Here is a 15,763-nt window from a genome sequence, read left to right as displayed (position 1 = left end):
GGTTCAGGGAAAGGACACCATGCCGTTCATCACCGACAGGTACCACGACCAGAACCGGAACCGGCAGCCAGCCGCTCCGGCCGCCTGCCCCGTTCCGTCCGCGCCGGACACCCCCGATGCTTTGGCGCGACGCCTGCGCAGCCGCGTCCTTGGCCAAGACCCAGCCATCGACGCCGTCGTCCGGGCCATCACCCTGGCCCGCGCGGGCGCGACGGAACCCGACCGTCCACCCGCGACAGTCCTGCTTCTCGGCCCCACCGGCGTAGGCAAAACCGAACTGGTCCGCCAAGTAGCCGCCGCCCTGCGCTCCGGCCCGGACGACCTGTGCCGAGTGGACATGAACTCTCTCGCCCAAGAGCACTACGCGGCCTCCTTCAACGGCGCCCCGCCCGGTTACGCGGGCAGCAAGGAAGCCTTCACCGTCTTCGACCGGTCCACTGTGGAGGGTGACCCGTACACTCCCGGAATCGTCCTCTTCGACGAGGTGGAAAAAGCCCACCCCACCGTCCTGCGCGCGCTTCTGGGCGTCCTGGACAACGGAATGCTGCGTCTCGCGAACGGCCAGGAGAAGATCTCCTTCCGCAACAGCTTCGTCTTCCTCACCTCGAACCTGGGCTCGAAAGAACTGGCTCGCCGCCGAGGTTCCCGCTGGCGCGCGCTCCTGGACCGCGGCCACACCCGCCGCACCGTTGTCGACAAAGCCCTGCAGTCGTTCTTCGACCCGGAATTCCTGAACCGCATCGACGAAACGGTGATCTTCGACGAACTGGACCGCACCACCATCGAACAAGTCGCCCGCCTCGAAACCGACCTGCTGCGCACGAGACTCCGCCGCCGCGGCGTCGACCTCCAGGTAGCCGAGTCCGCCGTCCGCCTGCTGGCCGATCAAGGCTTCGACCCGGTATACGGCGCCCGCGGCCTGCGCCGGACCCTGCGCACCCGCCTGGCCGCCCCGGTAGCCGCGGAAATCATGCGAGTACGCCCGACCGGCACCGCCCCGCTGCGGATCACCGCGACCGCCGAGACCGGAACCGTCCGCGCGACCGCCACCGATCCGGAGTCTTGACGCCGCGCGACCGCCTCTCTAAGTTCTCCGGACATAGGACGTCGGACATCCCACGTCCGGAGCGAGAGGCGGTCCCCCCGGTGCTCCCGAGAACAATCACGCTCGCGCTCGCCGCAACGATCTTGAGCGTCGTCCCGGCCCCGCGGGCCAGCGCGCACGGCAGCTGCACGTCGTCGGCCCCGTTCGTCTCGGGCACCGAGGGCTACCACACCTTCCGCATCCCCGCGGTGGTCCGCGCGGCGAACAACTCGCTGCTCGCCTTCGCCGAAGGCCGCCGCGACTCCCCCGGAGACTCCGGCGCGATCCACACCGTCGCCAAAACCTCCCACGACGGCGGCTGCACCTGGGGCGAGCTGCGCGTAGTCGACAGCAACGGCGAGGCCACCGCCGGAAACCCGACCCCCGTCGCAGCCCGCAACGGCGACCTGGTGCTCTTGACTGTCCACAACGGACCCGTCAGCGAGAAAGCCATCATGTCCGGCACCGTGTCCCCCCAAGACAGCCGCCGGGTCTTCGTCCGGCGCAGCCCCGACAACGGCCGCACCTGGACCCCGGCCCGCGACCTCACCGCCACGGCAAAACTCCCGTCCTGGCGCTGGTATGCCACCGCCCCCGGCCACGCCACCCTCCTCCACCACGGCCGCCACGCCGGGCGAATCATCGTCCCCGCCAACCACTCCAGCGCCCCACCCGCGGGCTCCGCCGACGTGGGAACCGAAGCCAAGTACTACGGCGGCCACGACCTCTACAGCGACGACAACGGCCGCACCTGGCACATCGGCTTCACCGACGACCCGACCGACGGCGTCCTCGCCCCCAACGAAACCACCGCCACCGAACTATCCGACGGCACGGTGTATTTCTCGAGCCGCAACCAAGGCTCCGCGCCCGAGAACCGCCTGGACGCCTACAGCACCGACGGCGGCCGCACCCTGACCCGCCCCTACCAAGTGCAGCCAACCCTGTCCGGTCCGAAGGTAGAAGGCAGCGCCCTGCAAACGACGAACCGCCGCGTACTCCTCTACTCCGGCCCGTCCGATCCAGCGGTTCGCCGCACGATGCAACTCAGGACCAGCTCAGACCGAGGCAGAACCTGGCAACCGTCCACCGTTCTCGCCGACGCCCCCGCCGGGTACTCCGACCTGGTACAGCCAGACCCTTTCACCGTCGGAGTCCTGTTCGAGACCGGCGTCACCAGCGCGTACGAAAAGATCGAATTCCGCCGCTTGCCCCTGTACCCGCGGCCGTCCCCGGTAAAATCGCCCGCATGACGGACTCGTGGCTACGCCGCTTCCACCCCGCCGACGACGCCCCCGCCAGGGTGGTGTGCCTGCCGCACGCCGGCGGCGCAGCCCCGTTCTTCCACCCGCTGTCGAAGTCGCTGTCCCCAGCCGTCGACGTCCTGGCAGTGCAATACCCCGGCCGCCAAGACCGAATGGCCGAACCAGCGTTGCACACCATCGAAGAACTGGCGGACGGCGTCACCCAAGCCCTTCTGGCGTGGCTCGACCTGCCCGTAGTGCTGTTCGGCCACAGCATGGGCGCGACGCTCGCGTACGAGGTCGGCCTGCGCCTGGAGGCAAGGGGCACGCCCGCGGAAGCAGTGGTCATCTCCGGCCGCCGAGCCCCGTCCCGCCTGGTAAACGAACAAATCCACCTCCAAGACGACGACGGTTTGCTGTCCGAGATCGAAGGCTTGGCAGGCACTGATCCGAAGGTGCTGCGAGATCCCGAACTGAGAGAACTGTTCCTCCCGGCCCTGCGCGCGGACTACACGGCTGTCGAGACGTACCGCCCAAGCCCAGGCCCGCTAGCCGCGCCCATCCACGCCCACACCGGAGACGCCGACCCCCATGCCCCAGTGGACGACGTGCAAGCCTGGTCGTCCCACACCAGCGGGGACTTCACCCTGACCACCTACCCGGGCGGCCATTTCTACCTGGTGGACCACGCTGCCGCTCTGACCGACGCCCTCCTGAAGCTGACTACCAGCGGGTTCTAGCCCCTCGCCTCCTCGCCCTGCTCCGGTTCCCCCTGCCCGCCCGTCGTGCGGCCCCCTTACCTATGCCGTCGAGGAACCCCAACATTGAGGCGACGATCGTCAGCTCTCAACCGGCCGTGCTTCCCCACGCTCGCCCCGCCATCTGGCCCTCGTCACCTGCTAGCCGCGGATCGCGGGCAGGACTCCACCTATCTGCCTCCGCGACCATCGGCACCTATCCGCCTCCGCGACCATCGGCACCTACCTGCCACAAGCCACCCGCGAGCTGCGGACATTTCTCGCCCTCGACCGCCGCGCCCATGAGAGCCCGCCGCGCTCCCTCGGCCTGCCAGCCCACCGTGGCGCAGTTGGACGACTGACGTTCCTTTCGCCCGCCGCGACCACCCGGCCCTCAGCACCCTCCGCGATTTCCCGCCCGACAACCTACTGCGAGACTCAGCCGAACTGCCTGCCGTTCCGCCCGTCCGGCTACCGCGGGCTGCTGCTCGGCATCGCCGCCGCTGACCTCGGCCACCCGCCCAGCAGCACTCTCTGCGGTTCCCCGCCCGACAGCCCAGCGCGCGACTCAGCCGGGCTGCTCACATTCCTCCCGCCGCCCAACCATCAACGCCCCCGAGGCCGGTCTACCGAAGACCATGTTCCACGCACGAACCGCTGGCATTCCATCGCCAGCCGCCGCCCGGCTATCGGCCCGCTTCCGCCGCTCCGCTCGTCCCCTCGCCGCCCGAACCCCGCCCCGCTCGCCAACCGGTCCCGCACGGCCAATCCCGCACGACCGCCGCCCCGCCGCACTGTCCCGCCCAAGCCGCCGCCCACCAGCCTCCCCCTCACGGCCCCGTAGGCTGCGCCCCATGGAATTGCGCAGGATTTTCGCCGGTTTGGGCCGCAGCAAGGCATTCGCCGCGTTCGGCCAAGCGATGATGCCCGCCGACCGCCTGCTCCTCCGCATCAGCGGCGGCCGCATGGGCGTAGGCGCGGCAGTCGGATTGCGCACCCTGCTGCTCACCACGATCGGCCGCACCTCCGGCGAACCACGCCAGGTCCCGCTGCTGTACGTCGAACACTCCGGCGGATACGTCGTGATCGGCTCCAACTGGGGCGGCGAACATCACCCCGCCTGGACGGCAAACCTCCTGTCCCGCCCCGACGCGACAGTCTCCGTCCACGGCCGCACCGTGGCAGTCCGCGGCCGTCTTCTCAAAGACGCCGAACGTCAGGAAATGTGGGACGCCGTCGCCTCCTACTGGCCGGCCTACGACCGCTACGCCGAACGCGCCGCCCACCGCGAAATCCGGGTATTCCTCCTGGAACGCACAAACCCAGCCGCTTGACCGGTCTTGTTCCGTTCCGGAATCCCCGAGTCCTCCCGCTCACTCCGCTCCTCTTCGGCAAAGCTCACCCAGCCAACCCTCCCGGTTCACCACGAACCCGCCCGCCGCCAGCACACCTCCGGCATGCGTTAACCCGCCGCCAGCACACCTCCGGCATGCACTAATCCGCAGCTCACGCCCGTCGCCAGCTGGATCCGCAGCCAGCGCGCCGCACGCTCCGCGCGCGAGAAGTCCTGGCAGGGGCAGTCTCCGTAGCCTCAGGCGGTTAATCCGCTCCCCGCCGAGCTGACCGTCCCCCGCCGACTGGCCAAGCAACCCGCCAGCCCGCCTACTTCCCGTGCGGAAGGAACTTCGCCGCCGTCGACTGGAGGTACCGGTGCTCCGGAATGCTGCTCGTCCGTTTCGCCGCGCGCAGGTAATGCTCGTGCGCACCCGCGGGGTCGCCAGCGAGTTCGAGCAGGCCGTACAACTCCAGGGTCTGCGCCCAGTCAGTGGAATCGGCGCCAGCCGCCTGGTCGTGCGCTGTCCCCCGCCCGCCGGCGTGTTGATCACTCGCCGGACGCACGGATCTTGGCGATGAAGTCAGCGTGCCCGTCCATCACCTCCTGTCGGGTCTCCTCAGGGTTCATGTGCGTTACCAGCAGGAACTTCACGTCAACATCCCCAGCAGCCGGTCCAGGCGACCAACCTAGCGAAGCCGCGCGGCGATGCCGTCCAGCAGACATTCGAGGCCAAGCTCGAACTGCGCGTCCTCGGCCGCCGCCTCGGCCACCGTCCGCGCGTCAGCGGGAGCGTGCGCATCCGCCACCTGGCCCGAGCCTTCCTGGCCCGACCCAGCAACCTGAGCGGACCCGGCAAGCTCGCGGTCCGCCTCGACGACGCGCCTAGCCCCGGCCGCCTCCGCACCCGGCCGAGCGCCCGGCTTACCGGCACCAGCCACCCGGCCAGATGCGTCCGGCTCCACGTCCGGTCCGCCACCGTCCGCACTGACCGCGCCGCTCTCACCCGCCGCGTCGTGCCGCTCGGACAGAAAGCTCTCCAGCACCCGTACGAGCAGCGGATACGGCCCGTCCTCCGACACGACGTCGCCGAACCAAGCCCGCGCCTGCCGCTGCACGTCCACCACGTCGACGAACGCGTTGCGCTGCCACATCGCCCGCTCTTCCGCCCACTGCAGCGCCTGACCGGTGACGTATCCGTCGAGCAGCCGCGCGTACCCGAGTGCCGACGCGAGGTCCTGGCCCAGCCGGTCGAAGGTCGCCAGCACGAACTCGGTCCGTCTACTCGCGTTCGGCCCGGCCGGAGGTCGTTGGTGCACGAGCCGCGCGTACCACGGATGCCGCTTCGTCATCGCCCACGTGTCGACCGCGACGGCCGTCAGCTCGCCCCGCCAGTCCTCGCCCGGGACTTCCGGGGTGCGCACCTCGCCGTTCGCCAGGTCCAGCATCAGGTCCACCAGACCGTCTTTGCTGTGCACGTAGCGATACAGCGACATCGGGGTGGACGCGCCCAGCTCCTTCGCCACGGCCCGCATCGTGAGCGCCTCCGCGCCGCCGTGGTCGGCCAGTCGCACGGCTGCGTTGACGATATCTACTCGCCCGAGGCCCCATCCGCGTTCCGGCGGCTCGGGCAACAGCCAAATCGGCGGTGTCGGCCCTTGATCTCCCATTCATCTCCTTGTCTCCAGCCCGCTTGCGTACACAGTACATCGTCATGTACAACGTACACAAGATGTACAACGTACACGACCCTGGGGGTTATGAGATGACTGCACGAATTCCTGTTCTGATCTGCGGCGGAGGGATCGCCGGACTCACCGCGGCACTGCTGCTGCACCGCGAGGGAGCAGCACCGGTGCTGGTCGAGAAGCACGCGGGCACGTCCCCGCAGCCGAAAGCACGCCGGTTCAACCCGCGCAGCACCGAAGTGTTCCGCTGGCTCGGCCTCATGGACCAGGTCGAGCAAGCCAGCGCACCGCTCGCGTCGTTCACCGGAATGCTCTCCGGCACCACATTGGCCGACGCGACCTGGCCGGAGGTCACTGAAACCGTGCGCGAACGACTCGTCCAGCACGGCAAGATGCCCAGCCTCAGCCCAGCGCCAAGCGTGTTGTGTCCGCAGGACGTGCTGGAGCCGGTGCTGCGGCAGGCCGCTGCCGAGCGGGGCGTGTCGGTTCGCTTCGGCACCGAACTGGTGTCGTTCGACCATGACGACACCGGGATCACCGCCCAGCTGCGCCCGGCCGACGGCGAGCCGTACCAGGTCAGCGCCGAATATCTGATCGCGGCGGACGGCGCGCGCAGTCCGATCCGCACCGCGCTCGACATTCCGCGCAGCGGGCACGGGCACCTGGCCGACAACCTCGACGTCTGCTTCCGTGCCGACCTCGCCGAGCTCGTCCGGGACAAACCGTTCAACCTGTGCCGGATCGAAAACCCGGCCGCCTCCGGCGCGTTCGTGTCCGTCAACGGCACCGACCGGTGGCTCTTCTCCACCTCCGACTTCCCCGGTTCGGATTCCCTGGGCGAGGACGGCTGGCGCGCATTGCTGCGCACCGTCGTCGGCGTGCCGGACCTTGAGGTGGAAGTGCTCAGCCGGATGCACTGGGAGTCAGGGATGTACGTGGCCGACCGGTTCTCCCTCGGCCGGATCTTCCTGGCCGGCGACGCCGCGCACGCGATGCCGCCGATGGCCGCCGCGGGTGCGAATACCGCGATCGCGGACGTAGCCAACCTCGCCTGGAAGCTCGCCGCGGTACTGGCCGGCACGGCGACGCCCGCCCTGCTCGACACCTACCACGCCGAGCGGTACCCGATCGGGTACGCGACAGCGGAGTTCTCCAGCATGGCCAGCGGCCATCTCGGCACCATGCTCGCCACGATCACCAGCGACGACGCGCCGAGCGTCGACCCGCTCGCCGCGCTGTTCGGCGTGCAATACGAACACGGTGCCTTCGTCCCGGACGGACGCGGTCCCGCACCGGAAGACCGGTACGGCCCGGCCGGTCGTCCAGGCACCCGGGTGCCGCACGCTTGGCTCGACGCCACGACGTCCACAGTGGACTTGGCGGTGCCTGGCTTCACCTTGCTCTGCGGACCGGAGAGCACCCGGTGGACAGCCGAAGCCGACCGGCTGGGCCTCCGCCTCGTTCCCATCTCGGACGAGGAGTGGCTGGCCGAGACGGAACTGCCTTCAGACGGTGCGCTGCTGCTCCGGCCGGACGCCGTCGTCGGCTGGCATTCCTCGTCGGAGGTCCCGCTCGCGGACGCCCTGTCGCGCCTGCTCAACACCCCGGTGGAGGCAACCGTGTGACCTCTTCGGCGGCGCTCGGGTTCGCCCGCCCCGCGTGCTGGATCTGCCGCATCTTCGACGCGGGAAAGGAGCATTGATCGGACACACCTGAGAGCGCGGACCCCGGTTCCGGTGCCTGCCAGCCCGCTTCGGCACCTGCCCGGACGCGACCCGCCGCTGCTTCTCCTGACCAACTCGAACCGCGCCACCGTGCCAGCCCGCGCCTACGGCGGCTCGTGTCGGAAGGAGACTGCAGCTGGATGCCGCCGACGACAGCGAGGATCGCTGCGGACCGCGCCAACGGGACATTCCGCGCGCGAGAGGAATCCAGAGCGCCTTGGCCAGCGCCGACGGAGAGGTTGAAGCGGCTACCGGCTGTCTTGGGCGCTGGGTGTGCCAGCGGATCGTGGTGGTCGCCGCCGAGGATGCTCGGCGTCTCGGGCGACGAGAACCTTCCGCAGCCTGCATGAGGAGGAGATCCGCCAGCGACCTGCGCAACCGTCCGCCGACTTGCGCCGGTCAGCAGCACTTCGAGTGGCGTGCGCCGGCGTGTGCCCTCGTAGCCGCAGCAGGCCGGAGCGGTGACTGCCCGCCGCGCGACCTGCGCTGGCAGCCTCGCCGCAGCGGCCCGAGCCGAGCGGCACGCTCCGCGGGCAGGACGGTCGATCCAAGCTGCTGTCACCCGTAGGCGTCAGTTCATGCAGTTCGTGTCGGCAGCTGTCGAGACAAGAACCGTCGCGTCAAGAAGCTGTCCGGGGTAGCCGTCGAATCGACCAAACCGCATCAACAGCCGTCAAGCCGAGCGACTCGGTCCCGCCGCCCGCACCAGGATCGAAGACCACCCCGTCAAGGAGGAAACAAAACCGATGACGACCCCGCTCACTCGAACCGGGACGGGTCTCCCGCCCCGTGCCGCACGACCTCCGCCTCTCCGGAGGAGAAGTCGATCACCGTGGTGGGCTCCACGCCGCAGTCGCCGGAGTCGATGACGGCGTCCAGTACGTGGTCGAGTTCTTCCTTGATCTCCCAGCCCTGGGTGAGAGGCTCGCCGGAATCGGGCAGCAGCAGCGTGCTCGACAGGATCGGCTCGCCCAGTTCGCCGAGCAGTTCCTGGGTCACCACGTGGTCGGGGATCCGCACGCCGACGGTCTTCTTCTTGGCGTGCAGCAGCCGTCGCGGGACTTCCTTCGTCGCCGGAAGGATGAACGTGTACGCCCCCGGGGTGCTGGCCTTGATGGCCCGGAACACCGCGTTGTCGATGTGCACGAACTGGCCGAGCTGGGCGAAGTCCTGGCAGACGAGCGTGAAGTGGTGCCGGTGGTCGAGCTTGCGGATGGTGCGGATCCGTTCCATCCCCTGCTGGTTGCCGATGCGGCAGCCGAGCGCGAAGCACGAGTCGGTCGGGTAGGCGATGAGCCCGTCGTCGCGCAGCAGGTCGACCACCTGGGAGAGCGCGCGGCGCTGCGGGTTCTGCGGGTGCACGTCGAAGTAGCGGGCCATGGCCCGAGCTTAGGCGTGACCGCCGGGCCGGGCGCACGGGCTCTCCGGGGGCCGGGCACAGTGACGGGCGAGGAGGTTACGTCCGTGCATGCTCTCTGGTCCACTGGCGAACAATGGGAACTGCTGCCGCCGGTGCTGCTCGCGCTGCTGCTGAGCACGGTGATCGGCATCGAGCGCGAGGTCGGCAACAAACAAGCAGGCCTGCGCACGCACACGCTGGTCGGCGTCGGGTCCGCGGTCTTCATGCTGGTGTCGAAATACGGCTTCGCCGATTTGCTCGGCATCGAGCACGTGGCGCTCGACCCGTCGCGGATCGCCGCGCAGATCGTGTCCGGCATCGGATTCGTCGGCGGCGGGCTGATCTTCGTGCGCCGCGACGCGGTGCGCGGTCTCACGACCGCGGCGACCGTCTGGCTCGCGGCGGCCGTCGGAGTCGCGTGCGGCGCCGGGCTGCCGGTGCTGGCCGTCGCGACCACCGCCGGGCTCGTCCTGATCACTCGCGGATTCCCGCGGCTTTCCCGGTTCGTCGCGCGCCATCGGCGGCAGCCGCCGATCCTCCGGTTGAGTTATAACGACGGGCACGGCGTACTGCGGGCCGTGCTCGCGGCTTGCACCGATCGGGGTTGGGCCGTCCATCGGGTGGCGGTCGATCGCGAGACCGTTTCCGAAGAGGGGCAACGGATCGCGGTCGTCACATTGCGGCTGCAAGGGCGCGGCGATCTTGCCGACCTCACTGCGGAACTGGCCGAATTGCCCGGCGTGCGAAGCACTGCGACGGGCACCGAAGATCCGCTCGAAGATTGATCCGCCCCAGGCTCCCACGGATCGCCGGACTTCAGGCACACTGGAGGCAGTGCGGAAAACCCCGGTGCGGCAAGAAAAACGAGCGCCGAGGAGAAACCATCCAAATGGGAGGTGAGAGCATGGCCCCCGGCGGTGGCGAGGACCTGATGGCCGTCCGGCCGTCCTTCGACTCGGCTTGGCGCGGCTATCAGCGCGGCCAGGTCGAAGAATTCGTGACGTGGGTCGAGGCGGAATTCCGGCGCCTCGCCGCGGAACGCGACGCCGCGGCACACCAAGCGGCCGAGCTCGCCGAGCGCAATCGCGTACTGCGCGCGACGGTCGACCGGATCAGCCGCACCCCTATCGAGCCGGACGCATTGCAGGAACGCTCGCGCCGGATGGTCGAGCTGACGCGCGAGGAAGCCGCGGAGATCACCGCCCGCGCCGAAGACACCGCCGCGCGGATCATCGCTGACGCCAGGGCAGAAGCCGTCCGTCTCACCGAAAAGGAACACACGCTCGTCGAAGCTGTCGCCGCGGACCGCGAGCAACAGCGGCGAGAACACGAAGATCTGCTGCGTCGCGCAGTCGAGGAACGCCACGCCGCGGACGAAGCGGCGGCGAAGGAACGCCGTCGGCTCGAAGAACACCTCACGCGCACCTTGGCCGACCGCCGCACCGACGCACTCCGCGAAATCGCCGACCGCACCGCCGCCGCCCGAGCCGAAGCCGACGCACACGTCCGCCAAGCCACCGACCACGCCACCCGCGTCGTCGCCGACGCCGAACAGCGGGTCGCTGAACTCGCCGCCGTCCAGCAACGGGTGAGAGCCGCATTGCGCGGAGCCCGCGAACTCCTGGCGACCGCGAACGCCGACCTCGCCCCGGACGGCACTCCGGTGCCGAATCAACGACGCACCTCAGCGCTCACCGAAGTCACCGAAGTCACCAACGTCACTGAAGTCACCAACGTCACTGAAGTCACCAACGTCACTGAAGTCACCAACGTCACCGAAGCCGCCCCGACCGGCTGACCACCCGCCCGGGGACGCCGGGCACGTCTGTTCCGCGGGCAACCACCGCGAACACGGACCTCGTGCCGAACCGCCGCACTCGCCGACGTCACCGAGGCCGCCCCGAGCGGCCGAACCCAGCCCGATGCACTTCAGGCGCGTCTGCGCGGCGGGCACCATCGCGAAGCACGCTCCGCGTGCGAGAACGTCGGCCTTGCGACAGCGGCCGCAACAGCCTCGATGTCCGCGCTGGCCGCGATGAAACCGTCAAGCCATGTCGAACCGGTGCCGACCTCCGCGCTGACCGAAGTCGTGGAGGTCGCCACCGCTGGCCGAACACCGGCCCCCGGATACGCCGGGTGGGTATACTGGGTGGTAAACCAACGGGGATGCCGAGAAAAGGGACGATGTGCGATGACCGGCTACGGCAGTGAACGAGAGGCCTATCTCAAGCGCCTTCGCCGGATCGAGGGACAGATCCGCGGCCTGCAGCGCATGGTCGAGGAGGACAAGTACTGCATCGACATCCTGACGCAGGTGTCCGCGGCGACGAAGGCGTTGCAGTCCTTCTCGCTGGAACTGCTCGACGAGCACCTGGCGACTTGCGTCGTCCAGGCGGCGGCCGCAGGCGGGGAGGAAGCGGACCTGAAGGTGCGCGAGGCCTCCGACGCGATTGCCCGGCTGGTGCGTTCCTGAAGCAGTTTCCCCAGCGCGCGGCCCCGGCACGGTGTTTCTTCCCTGGCCTGGCCGGGAGAGCATCGAAGCGCTTGCCGCCGCAAGTGGAGAATGAATCCGGGTGCTCAGGAGCATCGGCGAGCGATCCGCGCGAACGGATCCGCCACGCGGTTGCCCGCTGAAGGTCGCTTCTGAGGCAGTTCCCGGCCGGTGCCGCAGCGCGAGCCAGCAAGGCCGCGGCGACGACCAGACCGATCAGCGCGGACATCCACCCAGGCCAGCGCCAAGGGCAGATTTCGGCGACGGGCCAGCAGCGGAAACTTCCGCCGCTGGCCCGTCGCCGTTAGATCAAGCCGACCGGAACCGTCGCAGCTGCTGGCCGGTCCCCAGACACATCACGCCAGCCAGAACCGCCACCGGCCCGTCCCCAGACACATCACGCCAGCCAGAACCGCCACCGGCCCGTCCCCAGGCACGTCCAGCCGCCCGGGACCAACCGCGGTCGACGGCCGTCCCCTAGGCACACATCACGCTGCCGGGACCGCCCCAACCGCTGGCCTGCCCTCAGGCACATCACGCTGCCCGGAATCGCCGCAGCCGAAGGCTGTTCGACACCACGAACACGGACGAGAAGGCCATCGCCGCGCCCGCGATCATGGGGTTGAGCAGGCCGAACGCTGCCAGTGGCAGCGCCGCGACGTTGTAGGCGAACGCCCAGAACAGGTTCCCCTTGATCGTGCCCAGCGTGCGCCGGGCCAGGCGGATCGCGTCTACCGCTGCGCGCAGGTCTCCTCGGACGAGGGTCAGGTCACCGGCTTCGATTGCGGCGTCCGTTCCAGTGCCCATGGCCAGGCCGAGGTCAGCTTGGGCGAGTGCGGCCGCGTCGTTGACGCCGTCGCCGACCATTGCCACCACTCGGCCTTCGCCTTGCAGGCGCTTCACCACAGCCACCTTTTCCTCGGGAAGCACCTCGGCGACCACCTCGGTGATGCCCGCGGCGTCGGCGATCGCTCGCGCGGCGCCGGTGTTGTCGCCGGTCAGCAGCACCGGCTGCAGGCCCAGCGACCGGAGCTCGGCGACCGCTTGGGCGGACGTCGGCTTGATCGTGTCCGCGACCACCAGCACACCCCGTGCGACGCCGTCCCATGCGACGAAGACTGCCGTCGCGCCTTGTTCTTCTGCCGCGGTCTTGGCCGAGGAGAGCTGGTCGTCGATCTTGACGCTCCAGTCGGCCAGCAAGGCCGCGCGGCCGGCTAGGACGGCTGTACCTTCTACCAAACCGGAGACACCTAGGCCTTCGGTGTTGCGGAACTCCGTCGCTGACGGGAGGTCGCCGACTCGTTCGCGGGCGCCGTCTGCGATCGCTTTCGCGATCGGGTGCTCCGAAGCGTGCTCGACCGCCCCCGCGTAGCGCAGCAGTTCGCGCTCCGTGACGCCTTCTCCGACGTGGACGTCCACCAGGCTCATCCGCCCGCTCGTGACGGTTCCGGTCTTGTCGAGCACCACGGTGTCGACCCGGCGAGTGGATTCGAGCACCTCCGGACCCTTGATGAGGATCCCGAGCTGCGCGCCGCGGCCGGTGCCGACCAGCAGGGCGGTCGGGGTCGCGAGTCCCAGTGCGCACGGGCAGGCGATGATCAGCACCGCTACCGCCGCGGTGAACGCCTCGGTGACGTTTCCGCTGGTCAGCAGCCAGGTGATCAACGTACCCAGAGCCAGCACCAGCACGATCGGCACGAACACCGCCGAGACGCGGTCGGCCAGTCGCTGGACCGCGGCCTTGCCGTTCTGTGCTTCCTCGACGAGCCGGGCCATCTGCGCGAGCTGCGTGTCCGCACCGACCCGCGTCGCGCGCACTGTGATCCGGCCGCCGACGTTCACTGTCGCGCCCGTCACGCCGTCACCCACTGCGACCTCGACCGGTACGGATTCCCCGGTAATCATGCTGACGTCGACTGCGGAGCCACCGTCGGTAACCACTCCGTCCGTGGCGATCTTCTCGCCAGGCCGCACCACGAACGTGTCCCCGACCCGGAGCTGGTCGACCGGGATCCGCTGCTCGCGACCGTCACGCAGTACCGTCACGTCCTTCGCGCCGAGTTCGAGCAGGGCTCGCAGCGCAGCGCCGGAGCGGCGCTTGGACCTCGCCTCGAAATAGCGGCCGGCGAGAATGAACGTGGTGACGCCCGCCGCGACTTCGAGGTAGATGTTGTCGGTTCCCGATCCCCCGGACACGCGGAACTCGAAGCCGTGCCGCAAGCCCGGCATACCCGCCATGCCGAAGAACAGCGCGTACAGCGACCACAGCGTGGCTGCCGAGACGCCGAGTGAGATGAGCGTGTCCATCGTCGCCGCGCCGTGCCGAAGGTTGGTCCAGGCTGCGCGGTGGAACGGCCACGCGCCCCAGACCACGACCGGCGCGGCGAGCGTGAGCGACAGCCACTGCCAGTTCGTGAACTGCAGCGCGGGGACCATCGCCAGCACGATCACCGGCACGGTGAGGATCGCCGAGTACAGCAGCCGGTCGCGCAGCGGCCGCGTCTCGTCCTGTTCTGGCTCTTCCGTCTTCTCCGGCTCCGGTGCCTGCGCGGTGTAACCGGTCGCTTCGACGACGCCCACCAGGTCGTCGACCGAAACGGTGGAGGGGTATTCGACGTGCGCCTTCTCGGTCGCGTAGTTGACGCTGGCGGTGACGCCGTCGACCTTGTTGAGCTTCCGTTCGACCCGAGCAGCGCACGACGCGCAGGTCATCCCGCCGATGGCGAGTTCGACTGACTGCGCGGAGGCTGGTGTCGTGGTGCTCATGTTACTCCTTTTTACGCGACGACCTGGTAGCCGGCCTCGGCGACGGCGGCCTTGACGGCTTCGTGCGAGATCGGCTCCGCACTGGTGACCTTCACAGCGCCGGTGGCGAGGTCGACGTCGACTGTCCGCACCCCGGCCAGGTCGCCCACCTCCTCTTTCACCGATCCGACGCAGTGCCCGCACGTCATGCCCTGGACGGTGTAAGTCGTTTCGGTCATCGCCACGCTCCCTATCGTGCTCGCCGCTTCTGCCTCCTTTATACCCCTAGGGGGTAGCGGCATGCCAGGGGACCCTGCCGTGAACCCGGTTACCCGCCGGGAGAGACTGCACGGATGCGGAAGATCTACGCGATCGGGATCGGTGCCGGCGACCCGGAACACCTCACGGTGCAGGCAGTCGACCGGCTCAATCGCGTCGACGTGTTCTTCGTGCTCGACAAGGGCAGTGCGAAGGCCGACCTGGTGCAGCTGCGTCAGGAGATACTGGAGAGGTTCGTGAGCCGGCCGGGGTATCGCGTGGTGAGCGCGAAGGACCCGGACCGTGACCGGAAGCCTGCCGACTACCGCACCGCGGTCGCCGACTGGCATCAGCTCCGCACCGATGTCTACGAGCGGCTGATCCGCGATGAGCTGGCCGACGGCGAGACCGGCGCGTTCCTCGTCTGGGGCGATCCGGCGCTGTACGACAGCACCATCGCGTTGGTCGAGGCCGTGCTGGCGCGTGGGAACGTGGCGTTCGACTATGAGGTTGTGCCGGGGATCAGCAGCATCTCCGCGTTGGTGGCTCGGCATCGCACGACGATGAACCAGATCGGCCGTGCCGTGCAGCTCACAACCGGTCGCCGGCTGTCCGAGGGCTGGCCGAGTGGCGCTGACGACGTCTTCGTGCTGCTCGACGCGCACACGACGTTCGATCAGTACGCGAACCAGGGGTTGTGGATCTATTGGGGTGCCTACGTCGGGACCCCGGACGAGATTCTGCTGTCCGGGCCGTTGGATGACGCGTTGGCGGCGAAGATCCGGGAGACGCGGGCCGCGGCTCGGGAGCGGCACGGGTGGATCATGGACACGTATTTGCTGCGCCGCCCGGAGTGAGGGCGGCGGGCCGCCTTTCGCGGCGCGCCGTTTTTGGGCATGAAAAAAGGGCGAGGCTCCGGGAAAACCCTTTCAGGTTCTCGACCGGGGCCCCGCCCCTTCTTTTATGTTGAGTTCGGCGGTGTCCTACTCTCCCACAACCCTTCGGTTGCAGTACCATCGGCGCAGTCAGGCTTAGCTTCCGGGTTCGGAATGGGACCGGG

General features: G+C 69.0%; 14 protein-coding genes and 1 rRNA gene. 9 read left to right on the top strand and 6 right to left on the bottom strand.

The window, feature by feature from the left end; translation table 11 throughout:
* Nucleotides 1-19 precede the first annotated feature (19 nt).
* From BM362_RS35155 to BM362_RS35140, 4 genes are all read left to right on the top strand, one after another.
* The gene (locus BM362_RS35155) at nucleotides 20-1,066 is read left to right on the top strand and encodes an AAA family ATPase (protein ID WP_093576097.1); all 1,047 of its coding nucleotides are present in this window, start codon (nucleotides 20-22) and stop codon (nucleotides 1,064-1,066) included.
* 80 nt (nucleotides 1,067-1,146) lie between these two features.
* The gene (locus tag BM362_RS35150) at nucleotides 1,147-2,337 is read left to right on the top strand and encodes a sialidase family protein (RefSeq protein ID WP_093576096.1); all 1,191 of its coding nucleotides are present in this window, start codon (nucleotides 1,147-1,149) and stop codon (nucleotides 2,335-2,337) included.
* The gene (locus BM362_RS35145; protein ID WP_093576095.1) at nucleotides 2,334-3,068 is read left to right on the top strand and encodes a thioesterase II family protein; all 735 of its coding nucleotides are present in this window, start codon (nucleotides 2,334-2,336) and stop codon (nucleotides 3,066-3,068) included. The genes BM362_RS35150 and BM362_RS35145 overlap by 4 nt, the downstream gene beginning before the upstream one ends.
* Nucleotides 3,069-3,919: 851 nt before the next feature.
* Nucleotides 3,920-4,399 carry a nitroreductase family deazaflavin-dependent oxidoreductase gene (locus BM362_RS35140; RefSeq protein WP_093576094.1) on the top strand — a complete coding sequence of 160 codons (480 nt, stop codon included), beginning with the start codon at nucleotides 3,920-3,922 and terminating at the stop codon, nucleotides 4,397-4,399.
* A 328-nt stretch (nucleotides 4,400-4,727) separates the two neighbouring features.
* On the opposite strand, the gene BM362_RS35135 is transcribed toward BM362_RS35140, so the two are convergent.
* Together BM362_RS35135 and BM362_RS35125 are read right to left on the bottom strand one after the other, a co-directional pair.
* Nucleotides 4,728-4,964 (bottom strand): hypothetical protein, encoded by a 237-nt coding sequence (locus tag BM362_RS35135; RefSeq protein WP_093576093.1) that lies wholly within the window; start codon nucleotides 4,962-4,964, stop codon nucleotides 4,728-4,730.
* A gap of 123 nt (nucleotides 4,965-5,087) precedes the next feature.
* Complete coding sequence (locus BM362_RS35125; RefSeq protein WP_143132577.1) at nucleotides 5,088-6,068, bottom strand: TetR/AcrR family transcriptional regulator; 981 nt, start codon at nucleotides 6,066-6,068, stop codon at nucleotides 5,088-5,090.
* A gap of 95 nt (nucleotides 6,069-6,163) precedes the next feature.
* Between BM362_RS35125 and BM362_RS35120 the strand changes: the two genes are divergently transcribed.
* The gene (locus tag BM362_RS35120) at nucleotides 6,164-7,711 is read left to right on the top strand and encodes an FAD-dependent monooxygenase (RefSeq protein WP_167545560.1); all 1,548 of its coding nucleotides are present in this window, start codon (nucleotides 6,164-6,166) and stop codon (nucleotides 7,709-7,711) included.
* An 858-nt stretch (nucleotides 7,712-8,569) separates the two neighbouring features.
* On the opposite strand, the gene BM362_RS35115 is transcribed toward BM362_RS35120, so the two are convergent.
* On the bottom strand, nucleotides 8,570-9,190 hold the full coding sequence (locus BM362_RS35115) for an L-threonylcarbamoyladenylate synthase (RefSeq protein ID WP_037814148.1): 621 nt from the start codon (nucleotides 9,188-9,190) through the stop codon (nucleotides 8,570-8,572).
* Between the two features lie 84 nt (nucleotides 9,191-9,274).
* Here BM362_RS35115 and BM362_RS35110 point away from each other — a divergent pair, with 84 nt between their 5' ends.
* From BM362_RS35110 to BM362_RS35100, 3 genes are all read left to right on the top strand, one after another.
* Nucleotides 9,275-9,994 carry an MgtC/SapB family protein gene (locus BM362_RS35110; protein WP_067594511.1) on the top strand — a complete coding sequence of 240 codons (720 nt, stop codon included), beginning with the start codon at nucleotides 9,275-9,277 and terminating at the stop codon, nucleotides 9,992-9,994.
* Between the two features lie 119 nt (nucleotides 9,995-10,113).
* On the top strand, nucleotides 10,114-11,007 hold the full coding sequence (locus tag BM362_RS35105; RefSeq protein WP_244287385.1) for a DivIVA domain-containing protein: 894 nt from the start codon (nucleotides 10,114-10,116) through the stop codon (nucleotides 11,005-11,007).
* A gap of 393 nt (nucleotides 11,008-11,400) precedes the next feature.
* Nucleotides 11,401-11,682 (top strand): metal-sensitive transcriptional regulator, encoded by a 282-nt coding sequence (locus tag BM362_RS35100; protein ID WP_009081418.1) that lies wholly within the window; start codon nucleotides 11,401-11,403, stop codon nucleotides 11,680-11,682.
* 552 nt (nucleotides 11,683-12,234) lie between these two features.
* On the opposite strand, the gene BM362_RS35095 is transcribed toward BM362_RS35100, so the two are convergent.
* Together BM362_RS35095 and BM362_RS35090 are read right to left on the bottom strand one after the other, a co-directional pair.
* Entirely contained in the window at nucleotides 12,235-14,466 is a 2,232-nt protein-coding gene (locus BM362_RS35095; RefSeq protein WP_093576091.1) for a heavy metal translocating P-type ATPase, read from the bottom strand.
* A gap of 11 nt (nucleotides 14,467-14,477) precedes the next feature.
* On the bottom strand, nucleotides 14,478-14,684 hold the full coding sequence (locus tag BM362_RS35090; protein WP_067594541.1) for a heavy-metal-associated domain-containing protein: 207 nt from the start codon (nucleotides 14,682-14,684) through the stop codon (nucleotides 14,478-14,480).
* A 114-nt stretch (nucleotides 14,685-14,798) separates the two neighbouring features.
* Between BM362_RS35090 and cobF the strand changes: the two genes are divergently transcribed.
* Nucleotides 14,799-15,560 carry a precorrin-6A synthase (deacetylating) gene (gene cobF, locus BM362_RS35085; RefSeq protein WP_093576090.1) on the top strand — a complete coding sequence of 254 codons (762 nt, stop codon included), beginning with the start codon at nucleotides 14,799-14,801 and terminating at the stop codon, nucleotides 15,558-15,560.
* A 113-nt stretch (nucleotides 15,561-15,673) separates the two neighbouring features.
* Here cobF and rrf read toward each other — a convergent pair.
* Nucleotides 15,674-15,763: ribosomal RNA gene (gene rrf, locus BM362_RS35080) — 5S ribosomal RNA — on the bottom strand; the annotation flags it as partial.

This window comes from Amycolatopsis rubida (assembly GCF_900115345.1).
In the GTDB taxonomy this organism is placed as follows: domain Bacteria; phylum Actinomycetota; class Actinomycetes; order Mycobacteriales; family Pseudonocardiaceae; genus Amycolatopsis; species Amycolatopsis rubida.
Note: the sequence above shows the minus strand (reverse complement) of the source record. Positions and strands in the feature narration are given on the sequence as shown.